Genomic DNA, 19,298 nt, shown 5'->3' with positions numbered 1-19,298 from the left:
ATCGTATCACAACGTTGATTTTCCGCCCTCGCTTCGAACGACCCAGTGAGCGACGAGCCCCGCGACTCGAGTGAGGAGCCCGCCAGCGGCGACCTCGAGTCGTCACCCGACGACCCACCCGGTCGCGGCGAAGCAGACGATAACCCTCGAGACTCGATCACCGAGGGGAGTCTCGTCCGGCCGCTGTTTCACCTCGCCTGGCCGATCGTCGTCATCCAGTTGCTGCAGGTCACCTACAACGTCGTCGACACGCTGTATCTGGGCCGGCTCTCGGCAGAGGCCGTGGGCGCGATCAGCCTCGCCTTCCCGCTGATCTTCCTGCTGATCGCCGTCGCCGGCGGCTTCACCACCGCAGGAGCGATCCTCGTCGCCCAGTACACCGGCGCGAAGGGAGATCAGTCGGCCGGGCTGGTCGCCGGTCAGACCCTCTCGTTCGTCGCCGCGCTCTCGGTCGTTATCGGCATCGGGGGCTACTTCTACACCCGACCGGCCCTCGAACTCCTGCCGAGCGACGCCGACACCGCCGCCACGGTGATCCCGCTGGCGGCCGACTACATGGAGATCATCTTCCTCGGCATCCCGTTGATGTTCGGCTTCTTCGTCTTCTCGGCGCTGATGCGCGGGTACGGCGACACCCGAACGCCGATGCTCGTGATGGTCGTCTCCGTCGTGATCAACGTCCTCCTCGATCCCTTCTTCATCTTCGGCTTCGCCGAGAACCCGCTGTTCGGCTGGCTCGGACTCCGGGGACTCGAGGCCTCGCTGTTCGCCGCGACGGGCTTTACCGGCTGGGGGATCGAGGGGGCCGCGCTCGCGACCATCGTCGCCCGCGGCGCCGCGACGGCGCTCGGGATCTGGGTGCTGTTCGGAACCGCCCACGGGCCGGCGGTCACCGTCGAACACCTCCGGCCCGACCTCGAGTTCATCGAGGATATCGTCCGCCTGGGTCTCCCGAGCACGGTCGAACAGACCACGAGCGCGATGGCGATGATCACGCTGACCGCAATGATCGTCACGTTCTCGCCGCCGGTCGTCGCCGCCTACGGACTCGGCAACCGGCTCATCTCGCTCGTCTTCCTGCCCGCGATGGGGTTAGGCCGGGCGATTGACACGATGGTCGGCCAGAACCTCGGCGCGGACCGCAGCGACCGGGCGGCGCGGGCGGTCTGGCTCGCCGCCTCGACGGGCGCCGGCGTGATGCTGGTGGTCGCGGTGATCGCCGCGGTGTTCACCGAACCGATCGTGAGCGCCTTCCTCGGGGACGTTCCCGATGCCCCGGCGACGATCGCCTACGGCGTCGAGTACGTCCGCATCCGCTCGGTGGAGTTCGCCTTCATCGGCGTCTCCCAGGTGATCCTGGGCGCGTTCCGCGGCGCCGGCAACACGAAGACCGCGATGGTGATCTCGATGCTCACGCTCTGGGTCGGCCGGGTCGCGAGCGTCGGTTATCTCGTGTTCGTCGCCGACTGGGGAGCGACCGGCGTCTGGGTCGGGATGGCGCTCGGCAACGTCCTCGGGGCGATCGTCGGCGTGGCGTGGTTCACCCGCGGCACCTGGAAGGAGGCGTATATCGACGACCCCGAACCCGCTGCGGGTGTCGGGAGCGCCGAGGACTGAGTAACGGCTGTTTTCGAGGCCGGATGCGGGTCACAACCGTTATACCGCTGTTCGCGTAAGGAAGACTCGAGGGCGTGTAGCTCAGTGGACAGAGTTCTTGGTTCCGGACCAAGATGTCGCGGGTTCAAATCCCGTCGCGCCCGCTATTCTGCGACGAACGGACGTGAGGAGCGAATAGCGAACCGCGTGGGATTTGAATCAGGGAGTGGAGCGAAGCGGAACGACCGTGGTTCACAATCCCGTCGCGCCCGTTTTCCGGTGAACGGCAGTGAGCCGTGAAAACGGCAAGCGGGATTTGACGTAGACCGAGGTTCTGCGCGAAGCGCAGGTTCTCTGGCGGAGTTCACGGTTCCGTCGCGCCCGCTATTCTGCGACTCGCTCCGGATCCAACAGCCGGCGCTGCCCCGTGTATCACACCGCGGCAGTCGAGCGCGACCGAATTCATGATTCTCTTACACGGAGTCCAGCCCGTCGGGCGAATCCCTCGAGAGTCAACAACTACGAGCGCGGTGAGAACCCGTTTCGACACCTCGGGCGACTCCCCACTGCACTGTACATTCGGGTATCCTGATCATCGCATCGCCCCTACGAGGTCAAAAGCCGATAGGTGTGCGACGACCGGGGTCCACCCCACGCTCGGAAGGAACGCTTCTCCCGATCCAACCTCACGGAAATCGGAATCGGTCCGCGTAGGCCCATATCCCGTCTATGCCTCGAGACACCGATGGCGACGCCGGCGGCCCTCAGGACCGGCTCCGCGACTACTTCGCAACCGCCCGGAGTGGTGACGCCGAACGGAGGGAACGCAGCTGGCGCTCCGACGCAGCACGTTCGGCGGGGTGTGTTAACCCGATACGTCCGGGCTGTTCGTCTGCGTTCTCACTCGATCACGAGGAGGAGTGTGAACATACCGACGAGCCCGATGGTGATACCGCCGACGAAGTAGGGGCGTCCCCAGCGTGGCAGGTCGGCTCCGGCGGCCATTCCCGCGGGAATGTACTCTGCGAACACGAGGTAGAGAAGGGCACCGGCAGCGAACCCGAAACTCACTGGCAAGAGCGTCTCGACGCTGGCGGCCAGTTGGTAAGCGGCCACGGCGCCGAGAGGTTGGGGAAGACCAGAGAGGACCGCCCAGCCGACCACTTTCCACCGATCCATCCCGTAGGCGATGAGCGGAATCGCAATTGCCAGCCCCTCGGGGACGTTGATTATCGAAATCGCGAGCGTCATGTAGACGACCAGTGTCGATACCGGGACGTCGCCGAGGACGACCGCCGTCTCGTGGCCGAGGTCGGCAAACGCAACCCCGACGGCGATCCCCTCCGGAACGCTGTGCAGCGTCAGGACACCGATCGCTAACGCGACCGTCCGAGAATCGACTGTCGACGGCTGGTGGGCAGGGAACTCCCACTCCGCGATCACGTGATCGGCGACGAACACGAACATGGCACCCGCAAGACAGCCGCCGAGTACGTGAGTCCATTTTCCGTTGGCCACTCCCTCGGCGAGCAGGCCGCCCGTCGACGCAGTGAGCAGGACACCGGCTGCCAGCCCCCACAGCACGACCAGCCATCGATCCGTAATCTCACGAACGAGAAAGAACGGGAGCACACCGAGCCCGGTTGCGAGTCCAGTGACGAGTCCCGCAGTGAACACGAGAACCAATTCGTCCGTGACGACCATCGATCGATACTCGCGGTTCGACCGCCAAATATCCCGCAGAAACTGGACTGGGTTCGTTACCGCGCGCTACCTGGCTCGAGCGGTGCCGTCGAGCGAGTATCTGCAAAAGCGGGGCGAACCCGGGCGGCTCCTGTCCGGCATTCCCAAGACGACCCGCTCATCGTCGGCGCACGCGTCAGCTAAGCCACTTATTCGAGGACACCCGCCACAGTTGCGCCGACCACGTATCTGAACGACATTGTCGTTTCACTGATGATCGTCACGCACCCCGACAGGCCCGCCACCCCCGAACAGGAAGCGTCTCGAGGCCGGCGCCGAGTCACTGGCGTGTTCGTGACTCCGGTCAGAGGTGTCTAATTGCTCATGCCGCCACCCATCTACGACTGCGGTGTGGATCGGGAGTTGGAGCGACCGTAGGTCAAGTTCCGCCAGGCCGGCGAGCGGTGAACCGCTACGCTCGGAAAGCTGCAACCGCTGTGAGACGGGGAGAACGTTATTAGGCTGACTTCGCTAGCAGTAGCTGTGGAGTCCCCGTTCGACGTTCTACATATCGACTCTGATGCGGACGAGGCGGAGATCGAACGCGCGTACAGGCGGCGAGTGAAGGAGGCCCACCCGGACCACGGTGGCTCGGCGGCGGAGTTCCAGCTGGTTCAGGCGGCCTACGAACAGCTCGCGTCGGGAGAGACGGCTGCGCTCCGCGCCGAGAGCCGCGTGGCCGACGAGCCCGAACCGGAGTCGATCGCGCGCGTCGAGTACCTGAACTACGAGGCGTTCGACGACTACGGCTGGCGGCTCGAGGACGACGACCTATTCGAGAAGGCTGCCGAGGAGGAGTTCGACCCGGTGGACTACGGTCGACTGGCCGTCGAGCCGGGGGAGACCCTGCTCGAGGCTGCCGAGCGGTGTGGATTCTCCTGGCCGTTCGCCTGTCGCGGCGGCGCGTGTGCGAACTGCGCGGTCGCGGTCGTCGAGGGCGAGTTGACGACGCCGGTCAACCACGTTCTCCCGCCGGAGATGACCGACCGGGGGATAAGGCTCTCCTGCGTCGGCGCACCGATCGTGGACGATCTGAAGGTCGTGTACAACATCAAGCACCTGCCGTCGCTCGACGAGTTGCGACTCCCTCCACGACCGTTCGAGCAGGCGCAACTCGACGACTGACCCGCCCTCCGGTGACCGTCTCACGCCCGATTCGGGCGCAGGCGATCAGTCGCCGATCACGACCGGTCCCTTCGGGTGGCTCCGGGAAACCCGCATCGGGCAGCGATCCGGTGCCTGTTCGGGATCCGAAGAGAGCATGTACTGGGGCCACTCGCGGTCGCCCTCGACGCCCCAGTCGCCCAGATCGGCGTGGGGACAGACGCCGTCGTACGCCTCGAGCCGATTCTGGATGGTTTCGCGTGCGTGTTGTCCGGCCTCGGTATCCGCGGTGATCCCCTCGAACAGCGTCCGGGGCTGGAAGGTGATCTCGAGACCGACCGGGCAGTATCGGCTCTTGCGGGTGTCGTAGAACGGCGCCCGACACGTCGGAAACATGGGTTCGCCGCCGAAGCAGAACTCCCAGCGTTCGTCGTCGGGATCGGTCGGGATCTCCGCGGGCCAGGGTTCGGGGTCGTGGGCGTGGAGGACCTGGAGGACGTGCCAGAGCGCCTCGTGGTACTCGGCTTCCGAGAGCGGCTGTTCGGGCGGTTTGAAGAAGGTGACCAGCGAGGCCTGCTCGCGGTGGTCCCGGTAGGTGTCGAGGTACTCGAGGAGCGTTTCCCCGAGCGAAAACAGGGCGTCCTTCTCGGTCATCGACGAACAGCAGGTGTAGAGCGGGTCGCCGTTTCGAACTGACTCAGCGCCGAAGTAACAGGGAAACGGGCTGCCGTCTCGGCCGCCGAGAAGCCCCGCCGTGAACGTCTCGTAGTGGTCGACGACCCACGCCGGCATCCGTCCGGAGTCGACGCGGCGGGCGATGGTCTCCTGGTCCATCAACACCTCGACGCCGGGTTCGTTCATGATCCGGGGTCGGGGCCGGATCGAACTATGTGTTTCGCCTTACGGGCGGATCAACGCCGTCGCTGCTATCTCGAACGCGCTCAGCAGCCCTCTACCGAGTCGCCGACCGCGACCGTCCCGCTCTCGAGGATGCGCGCTCGCAGTCCGCCGCGGTGGACAAGCGCCTCGCGGACTCCGCGTTTCTCGAGGTGGGACTCGAGGTACGAACAGGGTTCGCAGAGTTCGGTCCCGAGACAGCGGGCCTCCCCGAGGCGGAACTTGCGGTCAACCAGGTGGTTGAGCGCGACCCCCGCCGTCGTCACGTTCCGGCGGTGGCTACCGCCGCCGAGGGCGAGGTCGTAGTCCTGGCTGACGCGCTCGAGGGTTTCGGCTTCGATCAGGGTCACGTCGCTCCCGTCCCGGTCGGTAAACGTCCCCTCCTCGAGGAAGTAGCGGTCGCCCTCGAGACCGCGGCCGGCGACCGCCCTGGCGCTGTCGACGGCGTCGACCGGGGCACCCTGTTCCGACGCGAGGTGAATCGCCGTGATACGACCGATTGCCATACGGGGCACTCACGCCGGAGGGGCGATAGCGGTTTCGCCGAAGCGCTGACTGTTACTGTGGATGCGGTACTACCGGCACCCGTGAACGTCGGGTTCGCCGACCCGTAGGTCACAGTTACCGCCCGGTAGTCGGCACATATCTACATACGTTACAATCATCGGATCGTATACGTGGCCGTCACACGACGGTGGATTCCGCCGGCGCGAGACGGATTCCAGCGACCCGACGGGCCTGGGGCAGTTCTCGGACGGCCATCGAGAGACAACTATGTTCAGGAGACACGAACCAGAGACGTATCTCGCGGTCGCCGGCGCGCTCGTACTCGTCCTCGCCAGTATCGCTGCAACGGGAGCCCTCACGGGGACTACAGCGGCGAGCGTTCCCGACGGGCCGTCCGCCCACGCGACCACGAGCGATCCCGGCGACCGAAACGTAACGATCGAGGACGAGTACGTGGAGCCGGTCCCAGAGGAGGGTGACACCTACTTCGAGGCAGCGGACCCCGACGGAAACTGGGTCAGCTACATCAATCCGCGCGACCGCTACCGGAGCCCGTACCTCGGGGACGGTTCCGGGAAGATCTGCGTCACCCTGTTGAACGAGGAGGGTGAGCACGTCGTCGGCGAGAGCGTCCCCGGAACGACGGCGACGGTACCGACCGGCGAGAGTCTCGAGTGGCACCCCGACGCGGACCCGATGGTCGTCGAGTTCCCGTTGACAGAGCACTACGATCGGCCGCTCGACTCCGATCAGTTCGGGACGACCGACGACCTTCCGCAGGGTGACGGCTACCTCGACTCCCACTGCATCGAGATCCACGGGATACCCGAGGACGGCACCGTCGAGTACGGCGAGGTCGAAATCGACGGCGAGTACGCCGACTGGATCGAGGTCGTCGGCTACGTCCAGCAGACTCACGAGGCGTGGGATACGGACGTCGATCCGATCGAGGACGCGGTCCCCTACGAGGAGGCCGGCGGCTGGACCTATCACCCCGACGGCTCGCACGGCCAGGCCGTGGTCGTCCTCCAGCTCGATCCGCCCGACGATGCCTACCCCGACACGAACGGTACTGACGACACCACCGATGAGACGGACGATACGGCCGCCGACCATGGAACGGAGGGGGACGACGGCGCAGCTGACGACGGTCAGGACGGCGAACAGATGCAGGACGACGGCGACACTTCGTCGGCTTCTGAAAGCGACCGCTCGCCCGGATTCGGCGTCCTGGTCGCGATTCTCGCACTCGGCGGTATCGCGGTTCTGCGGGCGCGTCAGTGAGGCCTCGAGTCTATTCGGAGTCGCTCGATTCGTCGGTCGAGATATCGATGTGGTGGGGCTCCTCGCGGCTCTCGGTACTCCCGCCGCCAACCGGAATCTTGGTCTGGATGCGGTTCGCGACGGACTCGACCCGGTCCAGCAGCGTTTTGACCTCCTCCGCGAACTCGTCGACCGTCCGTTCGACGTGGTACACGCGCTGGGCGGGAATCCGCCGGACGATGTCGCGGCCCTGATCGTCGGTTCCGGTCTTGATGATCCAGTGGTCCTGGAAATAGGCGATCTGTTCGTTCGGCACCGTTCGTTCCGTGGTTTCGCCGTCTGGACTCTCGTAGACGATCGTCGCCTCGCCGATGTCCTCCTCGAGTTCGTACTCGTTGTCTCCCATGGTCACAGACACGTTCTGTGTCCGGGTAGCCACTGTGCTTGCTATTCGAAACCGCGGTGTAGTAGGCGGTAAAACGGGTTACGTCCGGCCACAGCTAAGCGGCCGGCCTCGACTCCGGTGACGAAGCTGGCCGCCGATGATCGTGGCCGGTCTGCACTGACTTTCAACGACACTGGAGGACCTCGAGTTCAACCTCGGTAGACGGCGACCCCGAAGGCGACACACCATGCGAGCACCAGCCCGCCGCCGAGCGTCCCGAGGCTGTGTAGCTCCGACGGATAGACGACGGACACCAGCCCGAACACGCCGGCCAGGAAGATCGCCGCCCCGCCGGCGAACGGCCGGATCGACCGGTCGACGCTCGCCAGCGCGCTCAGCGAGACGATCACGAGCAGGTACATCGCGAGGCCGCCGTAGAACCAGCGCTGGGCGACCTCGTCGGAGAGCGTGATCTGCAGCCACTGGTAGTCGGCGGCGAGCCAGAGAAACGGGACCGCGAGCAGGGCGGTCAATCCGGCCGCCGGATAGCTGACCACCAGCAGTCCGGGAGGGAGGACGTCCTCACCGGCCGGGTGCAGCCGCACGAACGTTCCGAGGAGCACTGCCGCGATCAGAAAAATCCCGAAACCGACGAGCGGGGCCTCGAGCACGTAGGCCAGCGGCATCGTCGCCCCGAGCAGCCCCCCACCGAGAACGAGCACCGTCGACGGGCCGACCGCGGCGGTCGGTCGAACGAGCGACGCGAGCGCACAGGCGAGCATGAGAGTCATGAACGCGCCGGCGGCCACGCCGTTGATCGGCGTGATCTCGTCGAACAGCGACGGGAACCAGCCCGTAAACAGGTAGTAGCCTTCGTACAGCCACAGTGCGCCGAACACCGCGACGATGGCGCCGGCCACGACGTAGTAGCCGGCGAGCCCCGGCCGCTCCCGGAAGAGTCGCACTTTTTTAGAGACTGACACTGGTGTTCACTACCATAGGCAGACCGGTAAGCGATATATACATTCCTTTTTTGATGGGTGTCGGCCGGTCGCTACACAGCGGCGACTCGAACGGGGTAGACCAGCAGGCGCGAAAAATCGGGCAGCGAGCGAAGCGTGGCGGTGATTCCGCTGTCGACTCGAGAAAACGCAGAAAGCCTAGGCCGGGATTTGAACCCGGGCTCTCGTCCTTACCAAGGACGCGCTTTACCGCTAAGCTACCCAGGCACGCATGCTGTGATTGCCGCGAGTTGTCTTTATGGGTTTCGATTCCCGCCAGCGCGTGAGCCGGTGTGTCGTGGCGCCCTACGGGTCCGTCGCCGAGGTCGCCGTATCGGTCGGGGCGCCCTTACCGGGCGGCGTGCTCCTGTCGATCGGCTCGAGTGCGGGCACGCACTCCCCCGCGGGCGGAAAACCGGTGCCGACGGCGTCGGCAATCTCGTTCGCCGTAGCGATGAGGTCGGGCGTCGGCGTCGAGTCCACCGCGGCAGTGCCGGTGAGGACGGCGAGTTCGAGGACGTCCCGCTCCAGGTTCGAATCGAGCGCGATCGAATCCGCGTCCGGTTGTTCGCGGAGGGTCTGGTCCCGGCCGAACGCCTGGACGGTTCGGACGGCCTTGCCGGCGGCGTCGGTTCGAGCCAGCAGATAGAATCCGCGGGCGACCAGGATGTCGGCGGCGAGGATTTCGAGGTCGGCGTCAGCCGCCGTCTCGTCGCCGTCCCAGGGCTCGTCGTGCGAGAGCGTCCGCGTCAGACGCAGCCCCTCGTAGATGAGCTGGACGCCCGCTGCGTGGTGGGCGATCCCCTCGAGATTGCTATCCGGCCGATCGTCGGGGTCGAGAGCGGTGTCAGTCTCGGTGTCAGCACCGACGGCCGCCGCACTCTCGAGGACGAGAACGCCGGGAGCCATCGAGGCGCCGTCGAGGGTGGCTGCAATGACGTCGTGTAGGTGCGGCGGGTCGACGTCCGCGACGGCGTCGCGGGCGGCACGCCGACAGCAGTCGGCCCTGTCCATCAATGGAGGCTTACGGCGGGGTAGCCAAAGACCTTTGGAAACGCCGAAAGCACTCGAGACATGATCGAACGGGAGACGCGAGGCGAAATCCGGACGGTGACGATCAACCGGCCGGAGACCAGAAACGCGCTTACGACCGCGGGGCTCGAGGAACTCGAGGCGGCTATCGACGTGGCGACCGAACCCGTCCTCCTGCTCGAGGGAACCGGGACCGCCTTCTGTGCGGGCGCGGATCTGGACGAGGTCGCCAGCCTGGACGCCGATGGCGCGGCGGCGTTCGCGCGGCGGGGACAGCGGGTCGCACGGGCGCTCGAGACGTATCCGGGGACCGTCGTCGCCGGCATCGACGGCGCGGCTCGTGGCGGCGGTCTCGAACTCGCGCTGGCGTGTGACGTCCGCGTGGCGACGCCGCGGTCGACGTTCGGCGAGCCGGGCGTGACGTTCGGCCTGTTCGGTGCCTGGGGCGGCACCGTCCGGCTTCCGCGGGTGCTCGGGGAGGGGGACGCCCTCGAGTTCGCCCTCTCCGGACGGGTCGTCGACGCCGAGGAGGCGTTGCGGATGGGACTGGTCTCGCGAATAGTCGACGATCCGCGGCAGGTCGCCGAGGAGATCGCCAAAAACGCACCCGACGCTCTCGCGGTGTTGAAACGCCGGCTGCGCGACGATCGAGACCGGGAGAGCCAGGAACGACTCGAGGCCGAGGCGTTCGCCGAACTGGTCGTGGCCCACGCCGACGACGTCGCTGCACTGCACGAGTAGCAGCCCGAGATGTAGACGCGAGATATATCACCAGAAAAGATATATAGATCGACATTATAGGTAACGGTATGCCTCTCCCAGGATTCCCCGGTGGGATGGAAACGCTACTCGTACTTCTGATGACGGTCCCGGTAGTTCTCGGCGCGATTGGCGGACTGCTCTACCTCGTCACCGAGCGGCTGCAAAACGGCCGCGAGGACATCGAAGCGCTCGAGTCCCGCATCAATACCCTGGAGCGACGACTCGAGGAGAGCTAAAGCCGGATCACGAGAGCGGTTCCGGCGCCGGCGGCGATTCGCGTTTGTGAGCGCTCGACTCGTACATTCCGCGGACGGCCGCGACGGTTTCCTCGTCGACCTCGAGCAGCCGGCAGGTGGCCGCGACCGAGAGCGGGCCGTCGATGTGGGTCACGAGAATCGAATCCAACGTATCGTAGTCCATTCCCATCTCCGTTTCGTCGGTCTGGTCGTCCCAGAGCTCCGCCGTCGGCGTCTTCTCGACGAGGTCGTCGGGAACGCCGACGTGTCGGGCGAGCTGGCGAACCTGTTGTTTGTACAGGTTCCCGATCGGGTGGCAGTCGACGGCGCCGTCGCCGTACTTCGTGAAGTAGCCGACGGCGGCCTCGCTGCGGTTGCCCGTTCCTAACACGAGTCGGTTCTCGTGGTTAGCAACGAGATAATTGAGCACGCCACGCACCCGCGCACGGGCGTTCCCGACCGCGAGGTGGTCGCCCTCGGCTTCGGGGTAGGCCTCGAGCAGCGAGTCGATCACGGGTTCGATCTCGATCACGTCGAACGGCATCTCGAGGCTGCGTGCGACGCGTTCGGCGTCTCCCATGTTCGCCTCGCCGCTGACGCGAGCGGGGAGAACGAGCCCGTGGACGTTCTCGGGGCCGAGCGCCTCGACGGCGAGATGGGCGACGAGGGTGCTGTCGATTCCGCCGGAAAGGCCGAGAACGGCACCGTCGGCCCCCGCGGCATCCGTCCGGTCGCGAATGAAGTCGGTGATGTGTTCGCGCTGCAAGTCGAGTTCCGCCGCCGAAAAACGCAGGTCGAGCATTGGCGGCCACTAGAACGGGTGCGGTCAAATAGGCTCCCCCAGCGGCGAAAACGTGGACGTTCGTCCGGTTTCCAGGGAGTAGCCGAGTCGGAGCGCTACGTTCAAGTTTCGGCAGCCAGAAGAGTGGGTGCGAAGTGCGCCGGTGGTGAGCAACTCCGCTGGAGTTGGGATCCTCGGTGCGAACGCAGTGAGCGCCGGTGGTCCAGTGGCAGGACATGAGCTTCCCAAGCTCATAGCCCGGGTTCGACTCCCGGTCGGCGCATATCGCGAGGAACGAACGTGACGAGCGACTGCGCCAGCGGGCAGTCGAAGCACGCGAGTCGCACGCCCGGAACGCTCGAGCGGAGTGAGGGCGCAGCCCGGACCGTCTCGCCATCGGGTTCGTCCCGGTCGGTCTGGCGAACGGCTCGAGCGCCGCGGCTACGACTTCCGCTCGGAGACGGGTCTGGCGATTGTCGCGACGAAAACGGTGTGGACTCGATGGTCGCTGTCTCGACAGACGGACGAGAACAGCGTCCGGACGGCAGAGACGACCTCAGCTGTCGAGATAGCCGAGCGACTCGAGGCGCTTCTCGACTTCTTCCTGCGCCTCGGCCTCGTAGGTGTCGTCTTCGGTTTCGGCCTCGACGGCGGCCAGCACCTCCTCGAGCACGAACGCGATGTATTCGTCGGCGGTATCGAAGTCGGTTCGCGAGAGTCGGGACTCAACGCGCGAGAGAAGTTCCGGCGGGATCGTGACGGCGTTCTCCTGGTCGTGTGCCGGCGTGACATCCTGCTGTGAAGACATGCGTGATCGCTTGCCGCGTTTCGGTGGAGAGCACGTTATTATCTGGTGGGTAAAATCGGGAACCGGATTCATCGAACACCAACATTGACGGTACGCCACGATGGAGCGATCGGATAACGATGAGCGAGCAAGAAAGCGTCATACTGCTTACTGTCGACAGTCTGCGACTCGATTACTGCGGCTATGCTGGCGGAAAGCAGGGGGTTATGCCGACGCTCGAGAAGATGGCCGAGGAGGGCCTCGCCTTCGAGAACGCGATCGCGACCGGGCCGGCGACCCACGAGTCGGCGACGACGTTCATGACGGGCGAGCACGCCGTCGAGCGAGCAGAGACGACGGAGAACACGAAGTCCCAGATGCGAGAGCACATTCAGGCGCACCTCCGTTCTCGGCGAACGTTGCCCGAACGAATGAAAGACGCCGGCTACGAAACAGCCGGCTTCACGACGAATCCCTGGACCTCCCGGCACTTTGGGTTCAAATCCGGCTTCGATCATTTCGAGGACTTCATGGACGAGGACCTGTCGAAGGGGCTCATCGAGGAGGGGCGGCCGGACGATACAATCCGGAACACGGCCGTACAGGCGCTAAACTGGTGGCAGGGCCAGGACATGTTCATGTCCTGGGAGACGTTCTACGACGACGTCACGGCGTGGATCGAAGACGCCGACGAGCCGTACTTCCTGTGGGTGTTCCTGGTGGACCCTCACCTGCCGTACATCGCCGGCGACGGCTACCGCTCGCAGTCGAAGCTGATGACCTACCTCGCCAACATGTGGCTGTACGGTGGTCGACCCGAACTGCTCGACGACCGGATGCGCTCGGCGCTGCTCACCGCCTACGAGGATACCGTCCGGCACACGGACGCCTTCCTCGAGCAACTCATGGGTGATCTCGAGGGCGACGACGAGGACCCACTGGTCGTCTTCCACTCCGATCACGGCGAACTGTTTGGCGAACACGACCGCTACGGCCACGGCTGGTACCCACACGAGGAGCTCGTCCAGGTGCCGTTGGTCGTCGGCAACGGGCCGAACGACACCGTCTCGGAGCTGTTCTCCCTGCGTCGGCTACCGGAGCTCGTCGAAACGCTGAGCGAGGGCGGCGACTACCGGGACCTCACGGAGCCCTGGGTCGTCACCCGGAACCGGGACCCGATCACGTCGGTTCGGGGAGAGAACTGGAAGTACACCAGAAAGGCGGATGGCAGCGAGAACCTCCACGCGTTGCCGGGAGACGAGAACGAAACCCTGGACAACGAGGAGCTCCTGGAGACGGGCCGACAGCTGGTCGACGACTGGGAGGAAGCGAAACGCGAGCGAGAACGGATCGTCCGTGCGGTCGACGACACCGACCTCGCCCAGCGTGCCTGAGCCGTAGACGGGACCGGTGGCCGCCGGCCGAACTCGCCGTCAGGTGTGCCACGCGGGTGAATCAATGGAGAGGGCGACGGGCAAGGAGCGACGTTTCTGTACGTTATTTATAAATATACTATATTCTTATCCGGTCGTGAACTTATAGCTAGGATTTGGACAGGTCAATGGCTACAGTCGCGCTGCGTTGACTATCATCTCGATTGAGATGACACGCCGTTCGACACGTCGCAGGTTTCTCGCGACCGCCGGGGTCGCTACCGCCGCAGCGACGATACCGATCGCGGGCAGTGCGGGCGCGAGCACGACTCGAAGCGACGGAGTCGTCGTCTTCGTCTACGACGACGGCCCGATCGAAGATTACACCCAGGCGTTTCCCGCCCACCAGGCGTTCGACGCCCCCGCCAGCACCGGCATCGTCACCGAGTGGATCGGTCGCGAGGACTTCATGGGGACGGACTGGATGGACCTCGAGCACCTCCACGAACTCGAAGAGGCCGGCTGGGAGATCCTCTCACACACCACCGAACACACAGCGCTGGGAACGTTCGAACTCACCAGAGACGCCGCGTCCGGTGACGACCGGATCTACGTCGAGCACAACCGCCACGGCTACTTCCGCGGGAAGGACCTCGAGGTCACCGACGGGGACACCACCGTCCGTCGGACCGTTACCGACTACGGGAACGACGGCGAGTACGGACACTACATCGAATTCGATGAATCCCTGGACGAGTCGTTCCGGGCCGAGGAGACCGTCGAGCGCTATCCGGAAGACCATATGCGGGAGTTTCTCTTCGAATCGAAACGCGAACTCGAGTCCTACGGCTTCGACGTCGACGGCATCCTCTGTCCGTACGATAGCTGCGACGAGTGGACCCTCGAGTTCCTCGGTGACTACTACGACGCCAACGCCAACGCCAACCCCGGCTCGATGTACAACGATCCGGACGACTACGCCCCCCTCGAGACCAACCGGGATTACTTCATCGAGTTTACGACCCCGGAAGCGGTTCGAGCGGACCTCGAGGAAGTCGCACAACGAGGCGGGCTGGGCGTGATCGGCGCGCACACGTTCAAAGAGGAGGTGACCGAAGAGCGCATCTACGAGACCCTCCAGTGGGTCGACGACCTCGGCCTCGAGGTGCTCACCCTCCGCGAGGCCGCCGCCCGCTTCGGCGGAATGGGGCGTGGTTCCACGCCGGGGCCGGTCCCGAACCCGCAGCTCGATCCGAACCCTGACCTCACGCCGTCGCGGAACCCTTTCACCGGCTGGCGCTGGTTCGGCGGCCGGTCCGATACCGTCACCTGGCCGTCCCGGCTCTACTCCGGGCTGTTCCGTCGGTGGTAGTGGCCGTCACGGCGGCGAGTTAAGCAGCTCCCAAACGAGCGTTACGTCGACGCCAACAAACGATTACTGTAGTGATAAATAAATACTGTTCTCAAATAACATTGGCAGAGACAGTAATGGAGGAAAACACATCACGCCGACACGTCCTCAAAACGGTCGGTGCAGGGGGGGCTACGCTGACACTTCCAGCCGTCGGCGCCACGGCGGCGGACGCCGGCGCAGTCGTCTTCGTCTACGACGACGGCCCGATCGAAGATTACACCCAGGCGTTTCCCGCCCACCAGGCGTTCGACGCCCCCGCCAGCACCGGCATCGTCACCGAGTGGATCGGTCGCGAGGACTTCATGGGCACGGACTGGATGGACCTCGAGCACCTCCGCGAACTCGAAGAGGCCGGCTGGGAGATCCTCTCGCACACCACCGAACACACCGCTCTCGGGACCTTCGAACTGACTCGGGACGCGACCCCCGGGGACGACCGGATCTACGTCGAGCACAACCGCCACGGCTACTTCCGCGGGAAGGACCTCGAGGTCACCGACGGGGACACCACCGTCCGTCGGACCGTCACCGGCTACGGCAGCGACGATATCGGCCGCTATATCGACCTCGACGCCTCGCTCGGAGAGTCGTTCCGGGCCGAGGAGACCGTCGAGCGCTATCCGGAAGACCGTATGCGGGAGTTTCTCTTCGAGTCGAAACGCGAACTCGAGTCCTACGGCTTCGACGTCGACGGCATCCTCTGTCCGTACGATAGCTGTGACGAGTGGACCCTCGAGTTCCTCGGCGACTACTACGACGCCAACGCCAACGCCAACCCCGGCTCGATGTACAACGATCCGGACGACTACGCCCCCCTCGAGACCAACCGGGATTACTTCATCGAGTTCACCACGCCCGGGCAGGTTCGGGCCGACCTCGAGGAGGTCGCACAACGAGACGGGCTGGGCGTGATCGGCGCGCACACGTTCAAAGAGGAGGTGACCGAAGAGCGCATCCACGAGACCCTCCAGTGGGTCGACGACCTCGGTCTCGAGGTGCTCACCCTCCGCGAGGCGGGCGCTCGCTACGGTCAGCGCCAATCGAACCCGGATCAGCCGTACCTGTTCGGCGAATTCAGAGAGTTCATCCGTCGGGTGTTCAACCGTGGTCAGCTCTCGTGGCCGACCGGCGGCCGGATCTAACCGGGCGGCTCAGAGCGTTCCCCGGAGCCGAACCGCGTTGTCCGTAATCTCCTCGATACTCCCTTCGTCCAGTGGATGGGCATCGACAGTGACGTCTCCCCAGCCGAGTTTCGTCTGGATCGTCTCGAGGAAACTCGGATCGGGCAGAACGTAGCCACGGCCGTCCGACACCTCGACGAGCCGGCCGACGGTCGTTCCGTCCACGTTCAGCACGCGTTTTCCCTCGTCGGCTTCGGTGAGTGTCGTGTCAGTCATCGGTACGTTCGAAAGTGTTTCGTGGACCGCCCGAGCGAGTCGTGTTTCTCGAGTGTGGGGGCCGCCCGAGCGAGTTTCGGCGCCGGACACGTGACGGGAGTGCGGTCAGACCGGGCATAAACCGGCGAAATCGTTTTGCGACCTCATTGGCAGTTTCTCCAGTTTCAGCAGCGACTATCCACGGTTTCTTTGGTTTCAGCGAGGGTAACCAGTGATTGTCTCGGAACAGCAGTTCCCGACCGGCGCGATCAGACGTACGTATAGACTGTCCCAGTGAAACAGAAGGGTTATGATGGCAGTAACGTAGTGGCACACAACTCAATGAACGACGAACCAGTGTCGTTCGCCGCGTCGTTCGGCGATCCCCGTATTACCGAGCAGTTCTGTCGCCGGATCGTCGGCGATGGTGGCGACGTAACCCTCCTCGGCGTCGTCCACGACCACCCCGCCAGTATCGCCCGCGTCGAACGCGTCCTCGAAACTGCGCCGCCGGACGTACTCGCCCTCGAGTTGCCGCCGGCTGCCGTCCCGCTGTACCGGATGTACGCCCGCGACCGGGCGACTGTCCCGCGCTTTGGCGGCGAGATGAGCGCGGCGATTCGGGCGGTCGGCGACGCCGACGTCCGCGGAATCGATGCGCCGAGCTGGTCGTTCCTGCGGCAACTGCTCGCCAGACTCGTCGGTGATCGGGTCGCGCCGTCGACCGCCCGACGGCTTCTCTCGAGTTTCGGGAGTGCGACGCGAACTGCCGTCACCTGCCGGCTCGCGGCGACGCTCACCCACGCGACGTCGATGACCGTCGCCTACGACGATCCGATCGAGTACGACTGCGACCACGGTGACTCGCCTGAGCAACAGGCCGCGCACGAACGCGCACACGTCGCCGGCGTCCAGGCGCTGCTGTCGGGAGCCGACGCCAGCACGGTCGCCTATCGCGACGAAGCCAGAGAGCAGTGTATGATCGACCGTCTGGAGGCGGCCCGCACGGACGGGTCAGTCGTCGCCGTCGTCGGCATCGACCACCTCGACGCCCTCGAGACGGCGCTGTCGCCCTGACTCGCCGGCGTAGTCGATCACTGTCGCAGCGAGGAGATACAGTTCCAGCAGTACGTGAACGTCTGATCGGCCTCGTTTCGAGCCCCGCAGTGGACACACCGGATCGTCTCCCCGTCGAACTCGAGTGTCGACTCGAGTTCGGCCCGGTCGTCCTCCTCGGACTCTTCGTGGGGGCCGATGTACGGCTCCGATCCCGACGATGGCGAACCGAAGTGATTGTGTTCGGTGAGCGACGGGGCCGGCGTGCCGTCGCCGTCCTCACGGCGGACGTACATGTAGTACAGCACCAGGTGGAGAAGGGCAAACAACACCACGTATCCGATGAGCCAGCCCCAGAGCTCCATCGGTGTGAGATACGGTCTCAGCGCACTTGGTTATTCCCCGGAGTATCGGGATCTGAGACGGTCACGACGCCGAGAACGATGCCGGGCGGGGCGGGACGTGGCGGGGCTACCGGCGCGGAGACAGGTCGCGGCCGAACTCGTCGAACACCTCGAGGTCGTCGTCGAGTTCGTAGGCGAGGTGACGTTCTTCCTGGCGGTTCTCGCCGGCCTCCTCGAGCGGGGTCGCGACCTCCTCCCAGCCCGGTTTGATCTTCACGCTCTGGGCCGGCATGCCGACGACGATGTGGTGGGCCGGAACGTCGTTCTGCACGATCGCTCGGGCACCGACGATGGCGTTCTCGCCGATCCGGTTGCCCGCCCGGATCATCGAGTCGTAGGTGAGGCGGACGTCGTCCTCGACGATCGTGTGGTAGTTGCGAACCTCGGTCTGGTCGACGACGTCGTGGTCGTGGCTGTAGACGTGGACGCCGTCGGAGATCGATACCCGGTCGCCGATCGTTAGCTTCCCGCGGTCGTCCAGGTGGACGCCGTCGTGGACGACCGTGTTGTCGCCGACGACGATGTTGTGGCCGTAGGTGAACGTAACTCCCTTGAAGAAGCGGCAGTTCTCCCCGCACTCCTCGAAGAGGTGGTCGGCGAGCATCGCCCGAAAGCGCAGCGCGAACTCGACGTTGTCGGCGATCGGCAGGCTGTCGAACTGCCGCCAGAGCCACTGGAGGTGTTTCGATCGTCGAAAGCGCTCCTCGTCTTTTTCGGCGTAGTACTCGCTCTCGAGGGTGGTGTTGCACGGATCGTAGCTCTGCAATCGCACCCGCTCGGCGGGCGAAACGGACGCCCCGGACTGCCACCGCTCGTAGGCTTCCCGGTCGCCCGAGAGGTCGATCAGGACGTCCTCGACGACCGAACACGTGTCCTCGTCGCTCCTGAGTCGCTGGTCGACCTCCTCAACGAACGCACGCATTCCCGACTCGGCGTCCTCGGGCAGCGAGACGTACCGCTTGGTCATATGCCGACGTTACTTCGTCGGAGTGCATAGGCGTTCGGTTGTGCGTTCCGTTTGCCAGAATCGCCGCCAACGGCGGTGGTAACCTACGCGTACTGGTGTGGGTTCTGTTCGAACGAGCGACGACACTCCGTCGCCCCGCAGATCTCCGCCGACTCGCCGTCACTCTCGATCGTCTCTCCCTCGCCGCTCTCGAGTTCCGTGCCGCAGACAGCACACTGACTCATACGCACCGAACGACCACGATCTGGTGAATAACCATCAGGCCGGCAACTGACGGGCAATCTCGTCGAGTCAGCGCGGGGAGCGGGCGTCAAGATCGCCCGTGCTCCGGCGGGCGAGTGCGACGATCAGACAGGCAAGACCGAGGAGGAGCAGCATCTGAAGCGGCGCCAGCAGCAACACCGGAGCCAGCAGTTGTACGAGCGCCACCGCGAGAAGCGCTCCGAGCAAGAGCGTAATGTGGCGGAGTCGCGTCTCGAGCCGATCGAGTCGATCGTGGAGGGAACGGTCCATACCGCGGTTGTGTCAGTGTTCGTATTAATGCTGGCGAGATCACGAGCGGCGGCTCAGGTTCGGTCGCGGGGCAGAACCGGCCGGTTCCCACCTTTCGGGAA

At 65.0% G+C, this 19,298-nt stretch carries 22 protein-coding genes and 3 tRNA genes; 11 read left to right on the top strand and 14 right to left on the bottom strand.

Translation table 11 applies throughout. From position 1 onward, the window contains the following. Nucleotides 1-45: 45 nt before the first annotated feature. Both AC6I6S_RS10445 and AC6I6S_RS10440 read left to right on the top strand, forming a co-directional pair. The gene (locus AC6I6S_RS10445) at nt 46-1,617 is read left to right on the top strand and encodes an MATE family efflux transporter (protein WP_497949967.1); all 1,572 of its coding nucleotides are present in this window, start codon (nt 46-48) and stop codon (nt 1,615-1,617) included. Between the two features lie 70 nt (nt 1,618-1,687). Further along, nucleotides 1,688-1,760 (top strand) — tRNA-Arg (locus tag AC6I6S_RS10440). 736 nt (nt 1,761-2,496) lie between these two features. On the opposite strand, the gene AC6I6S_RS10435 is transcribed toward AC6I6S_RS10440, so the two are convergent. Continuing rightward, nucleotides 2,497-3,300 (bottom strand): ZIP family metal transporter, encoded by an 804-nt coding sequence (locus AC6I6S_RS10435; protein WP_497949966.1) that lies wholly within the window; start codon nt 3,298-3,300, stop codon nt 2,497-2,499. Nucleotides 3,301-3,822: 522 nt separating this feature from the next. On the opposite strand from AC6I6S_RS10435, the gene fer reads away from it, so the two are divergent. Further along, on the top strand, nt 3,823-4,464 hold the full coding sequence (gene fer, locus AC6I6S_RS10430; RefSeq protein WP_497949964.1) for a ferredoxin Fer: 642 nt from the start codon (nt 3,823-3,825) through the stop codon (nt 4,462-4,464). 45 nt (nt 4,465-4,509) lie between these two features. Here fer and AC6I6S_RS10425 read toward each other — a convergent pair whose 3' ends face one another. Both AC6I6S_RS10425 and AC6I6S_RS10420 read right to left on the bottom strand, forming a co-directional pair. Then, on the bottom strand, nt 4,510-5,304 hold the full coding sequence (locus AC6I6S_RS10425) for a YqcI/YcgG family protein (protein WP_497949963.1): 795 nt from the start codon (nt 5,302-5,304) through the stop codon (nt 4,510-4,512). A gap of 80 nt (nt 5,305-5,384) precedes the next feature. Next, nucleotides 5,385-5,846 (bottom strand): MOSC domain-containing protein, encoded by a 462-nt coding sequence (locus tag AC6I6S_RS10420; RefSeq protein WP_497949961.1) that lies wholly within the window; start codon nt 5,844-5,846, stop codon nt 5,385-5,387. A 268-nt stretch (nt 5,847-6,114) separates the two neighbouring features. Between AC6I6S_RS10420 and AC6I6S_RS10415 the strand changes: the two genes are divergently transcribed. After that, complete coding sequence (locus AC6I6S_RS10415; RefSeq protein WP_497949960.1) at nt 6,115-7,131, top strand: PGF-CTERM sorting domain-containing protein; 1,017 nt, start codon at nt 6,115-6,117, stop codon at nt 7,129-7,131. Between the two features lie 10 nt (nt 7,132-7,141). Here the strand turns inward: AC6I6S_RS10415 and AC6I6S_RS10410 are convergent, their stop codons facing one another. From AC6I6S_RS10410 to AC6I6S_RS10395, 4 genes are all read right to left on the bottom strand, one after another. After that, entirely contained in the window at nt 7,142-7,516 is a 375-nt protein-coding gene (locus tag AC6I6S_RS10410) for a hypothetical protein (RefSeq protein ID WP_497949959.1), read from the bottom strand. Nucleotides 7,517-7,704: 188 nt separating this feature from the next. Continuing rightward, on the bottom strand, nt 7,705-8,478 hold the full coding sequence (locus AC6I6S_RS10405; RefSeq protein ID WP_497949957.1) for a hypothetical protein: 774 nt from the start codon (nt 8,476-8,478) through the stop codon (nt 7,705-7,707). A gap of 174 nt (nt 8,479-8,652) precedes the next feature. Next, nucleotides 8,653-8,724 (bottom strand) — tRNA-Thr (locus AC6I6S_RS10400). Between the two features lie 78 nt (nt 8,725-8,802). Next, complete coding sequence (locus AC6I6S_RS10395) at nt 8,803-9,510, bottom strand: DUF7114 family protein (RefSeq protein WP_497949956.1); 708 nt, start codon at nt 9,508-9,510, stop codon at nt 8,803-8,805. Nucleotides 9,511-9,570: 60 nt separating this feature from the next. On the opposite strand from AC6I6S_RS10395, the gene AC6I6S_RS10390 reads away from it, so the two are divergent. Then, on the top strand, nt 9,571-10,269 hold the full coding sequence (locus tag AC6I6S_RS10390; RefSeq protein ID WP_497949954.1) for an enoyl-CoA hydratase/isomerase family protein: 699 nt from the start codon (nt 9,571-9,573) through the stop codon (nt 10,267-10,269). Between the two features lie 68 nt (nt 10,270-10,337). Then, a complete protein-coding gene (locus tag AC6I6S_RS10385; protein WP_497949953.1) occupies nt 10,338-10,526 on the top strand; it encodes a hypothetical protein in 189 nt (62 codons plus the stop codon). A gap of 7 nt (nt 10,527-10,533) precedes the next feature. Here the strand turns inward: AC6I6S_RS10385 and AC6I6S_RS10380 are convergent, their stop codons facing one another. After that, nucleotides 10,534-11,328 carry an NAD+ synthase gene (locus tag AC6I6S_RS10380; RefSeq protein WP_497949952.1) on the bottom strand — a complete coding sequence of 265 codons (795 nt, stop codon included), beginning with the start codon at nt 11,326-11,328 and terminating at the stop codon, nt 10,534-10,536. A 191-nt stretch (nt 11,329-11,519) separates the two neighbouring features. On the opposite strand from AC6I6S_RS10380, the gene AC6I6S_RS10375 reads away from it, so the two are divergent. Next, nucleotides 11,520-11,590: transfer RNA gene (locus AC6I6S_RS10375), tRNA-Gly, on the top strand. A 273-nt stretch (nt 11,591-11,863) separates the two neighbouring features. Here the strand turns inward: AC6I6S_RS10375 and AC6I6S_RS10370 are convergent. Beyond that, entirely contained in the window at nt 11,864-12,115 is a 252-nt protein-coding gene (locus AC6I6S_RS10370; RefSeq protein ID WP_497949951.1) for a hypothetical protein, read from the bottom strand. Between the two features lie 119 nt (nt 12,116-12,234). Here AC6I6S_RS10370 and AC6I6S_RS10365 point away from each other — a divergent pair, with 119 nt between their 5' ends. The 3 genes from AC6I6S_RS10365 to AC6I6S_RS10355 all read left to right on the top strand — a co-directional run bounded on the left by AC6I6S_RS10365 (nt 12,235) and on the right by AC6I6S_RS10355 (nt 16,023). After that, nucleotides 12,235-13,488, top strand: coding sequence for a sulfatase (locus AC6I6S_RS10365; protein ID WP_497949949.1), 1,254 nt, complete (start codon nt 12,235-12,237; stop codon nt 13,486-13,488). A 208-nt stretch (nt 13,489-13,696) separates the two neighbouring features. Next, on the top strand, nt 13,697-14,839 hold the full coding sequence (locus AC6I6S_RS10360) for a polysaccharide deacetylase family protein (protein WP_497949948.1): 1,143 nt from the start codon (nt 13,697-13,699) through the stop codon (nt 14,837-14,839). Nucleotides 14,840-14,955: 116 nt separating this feature from the next. Next, nucleotides 14,956-16,023, top strand: coding sequence for a polysaccharide deacetylase family protein (locus AC6I6S_RS10355; protein WP_497949947.1), 1,068 nt, complete (start codon nt 14,956-14,958; stop codon nt 16,021-16,023). A gap of 9 nt (nt 16,024-16,032) precedes the next feature. On the opposite strand, the gene AC6I6S_RS10350 is transcribed toward AC6I6S_RS10355, so the two are convergent. Further along, nucleotides 16,033-16,278: a DUF8593 domain-containing protein gene (locus AC6I6S_RS10350; RefSeq protein WP_497949945.1), complete on the bottom strand. Its 246-nt coding sequence runs from the start codon at nt 16,276-16,278 to the stop codon at nt 16,033-16,035. Nucleotides 16,279-16,599: 321 nt separating this feature from the next. Between AC6I6S_RS10350 and AC6I6S_RS10345 the strand changes: the two genes are divergently transcribed. Next, entirely contained in the window at nt 16,600-17,334 is a 735-nt protein-coding gene (locus tag AC6I6S_RS10345) for a hypothetical protein (protein WP_497949944.1), read from the top strand. A gap of 17 nt (nt 17,335-17,351) precedes the next feature. On the opposite strand, the gene AC6I6S_RS10340 is transcribed toward AC6I6S_RS10345, so the two are convergent. From AC6I6S_RS10340 to AC6I6S_RS10325, 4 genes are all read right to left on the bottom strand, one after another. Then, nucleotides 17,352-17,678 carry a DUF7577 domain-containing protein gene (locus AC6I6S_RS10340; protein WP_497949943.1) on the bottom strand — a complete coding sequence of 109 codons (327 nt, stop codon included), beginning with the start codon at nt 17,676-17,678 and terminating at the stop codon, nt 17,352-17,354. 106 nt (nt 17,679-17,784) lie between these two features. Further along, nucleotides 17,785-18,684 carry an acyltransferase gene (locus AC6I6S_RS10335; RefSeq protein ID WP_497949941.1) on the bottom strand — a complete coding sequence of 300 codons (900 nt, stop codon included), beginning with the start codon at nt 18,682-18,684 and terminating at the stop codon, nt 17,785-17,787. An 83-nt stretch (nt 18,685-18,767) separates the two neighbouring features. Next, complete coding sequence (locus AC6I6S_RS10330; RefSeq protein ID WP_497949940.1) at nt 18,768-18,908, bottom strand: YHS domain-containing protein; 141 nt, start codon at nt 18,906-18,908, stop codon at nt 18,768-18,770. 67 nt (nt 18,909-18,975) lie between these two features. Continuing rightward, nucleotides 18,976-19,197: a hypothetical protein gene (locus tag AC6I6S_RS10325; RefSeq protein ID WP_497949939.1), complete on the bottom strand. Its 222-nt coding sequence runs from the start codon at nt 19,195-19,197 to the stop codon at nt 18,976-18,978. Nucleotides 19,198-19,298: the final 101 nt, after the last annotated feature.

Source organism: Natrononativus sp. DTA114 (genome assembly GCF_059736515.1).
The sequence above is the reverse complement of the archived record's forward strand: the minus strand, read 5'-3'. Positions and strand labels throughout refer to the sequence as shown.

What these genes read in the sequence shown, in the direction of transcription:
- AC6I6S_RS10435 (WP_497949966.1), bottom strand. Translation starts at nt 3,300, where the DNA reads ATGGTCGTCACGGACGAATTGGTTCTCGTGTTCACTGCGGGACTCGTC.
- AC6I6S_RS10425 (WP_497949963.1), bottom strand. Translation starts at nt 5,304, where the DNA reads ATGAACGAACCCGGCGTCGAGGTGTTGATGGACCAGGAGACCATCGCC.
- AC6I6S_RS10420 (WP_497949961.1), bottom strand. Translation starts at nt 5,846, where the DNA reads ATGGCAATCGGTCGTATCACGGCGATTCACCTCGCGTCGGAACAGGGT.
- AC6I6S_RS10415 (WP_497949960.1), top strand. Translation starts at nt 6,115, where the DNA reads ATGTTCAGGAGACACGAACCAGAGACGTATCTCGCGGTCGCCGGCGCG.
- AC6I6S_RS10410 (WP_497949959.1), bottom strand. Translation starts at nt 7,516, where the DNA reads ATGGGAGACAACGAGTACGAACTCGAGGAGGACATCGGCGAGGCGACG.
- AC6I6S_RS10395 (WP_497949956.1), bottom strand. Translation starts at nt 9,510, where the DNA reads ATGGACAGGGCCGACTGCTGTCGGCGTGCCGCCCGCGACGCCGTCGCG.
- AC6I6S_RS10390 (WP_497949954.1), top strand. Translation starts at nt 9,571, where the DNA reads ATGATCGAACGGGAGACGCGAGGCGAAATCCGGACGGTGACGATCAAC.
- AC6I6S_RS10385 (WP_497949953.1), top strand. Translation starts at nt 10,338, where the DNA reads ATGCCTCTCCCAGGATTCCCCGGTGGGATGGAAACGCTACTCGTACTT.
- AC6I6S_RS10380 (WP_497949952.1), bottom strand. Translation starts at nt 11,328, where the DNA reads ATGCTCGACCTGCGTTTTTCGGCGGCGGAACTCGACTTGCAGCGCGAA.
- AC6I6S_RS10370 (WP_497949951.1), bottom strand. Translation starts at nt 12,115, where the DNA reads ATGTCTTCACAGCAGGATGTCACGCCGGCACACGACCAGGAGAACGCC.
- AC6I6S_RS10365 (WP_497949949.1), top strand. Translation starts at nt 12,235, where the DNA reads ATGAGCGAGCAAGAAAGCGTCATACTGCTTACTGTCGACAGTCTGCGA.
- AC6I6S_RS10360 (WP_497949948.1), top strand. Translation starts at nt 13,697, where the DNA reads ATGACACGCCGTTCGACACGTCGCAGGTTTCTCGCGACCGCCGGGGTC.
- AC6I6S_RS10355 (WP_497949947.1), top strand. Translation starts at nt 14,956, where the DNA reads ATGGAGGAAAACACATCACGCCGACACGTCCTCAAAACGGTCGGTGCA.
- AC6I6S_RS10350 (WP_497949945.1), bottom strand. Translation starts at nt 16,278, where the DNA reads ATGACTGACACGACACTCACCGAAGCCGACGAGGGAAAACGCGTGCTG.
- AC6I6S_RS10345 (WP_497949944.1), top strand. Translation starts at nt 16,600, where the DNA reads ATGAACGACGAACCAGTGTCGTTCGCCGCGTCGTTCGGCGATCCCCGT.
- AC6I6S_RS10340 (WP_497949943.1), bottom strand. Translation starts at nt 17,678, where the DNA reads ATGGAGCTCTGGGGCTGGCTCATCGGATACGTGGTGTTGTTTGCCCTT.
- AC6I6S_RS10335 (WP_497949941.1), bottom strand. Translation starts at nt 18,684, where the DNA reads ATGACCAAGCGGTACGTCTCGCTGCCCGAGGACGCCGAGTCGGGAATG.
- AC6I6S_RS10330 (WP_497949940.1), bottom strand. Translation starts at nt 18,908, where the DNA reads ATGAGTCAGTGTGCTGTCTGCGGCACGGAACTCGAGAGCGGCGAGGGA.
- AC6I6S_RS10325 (WP_497949939.1), bottom strand. Translation starts at nt 19,197, where the DNA reads ATGGACCGTTCCCTCCACGATCGACTCGATCGGCTCGAGACGCGACTC.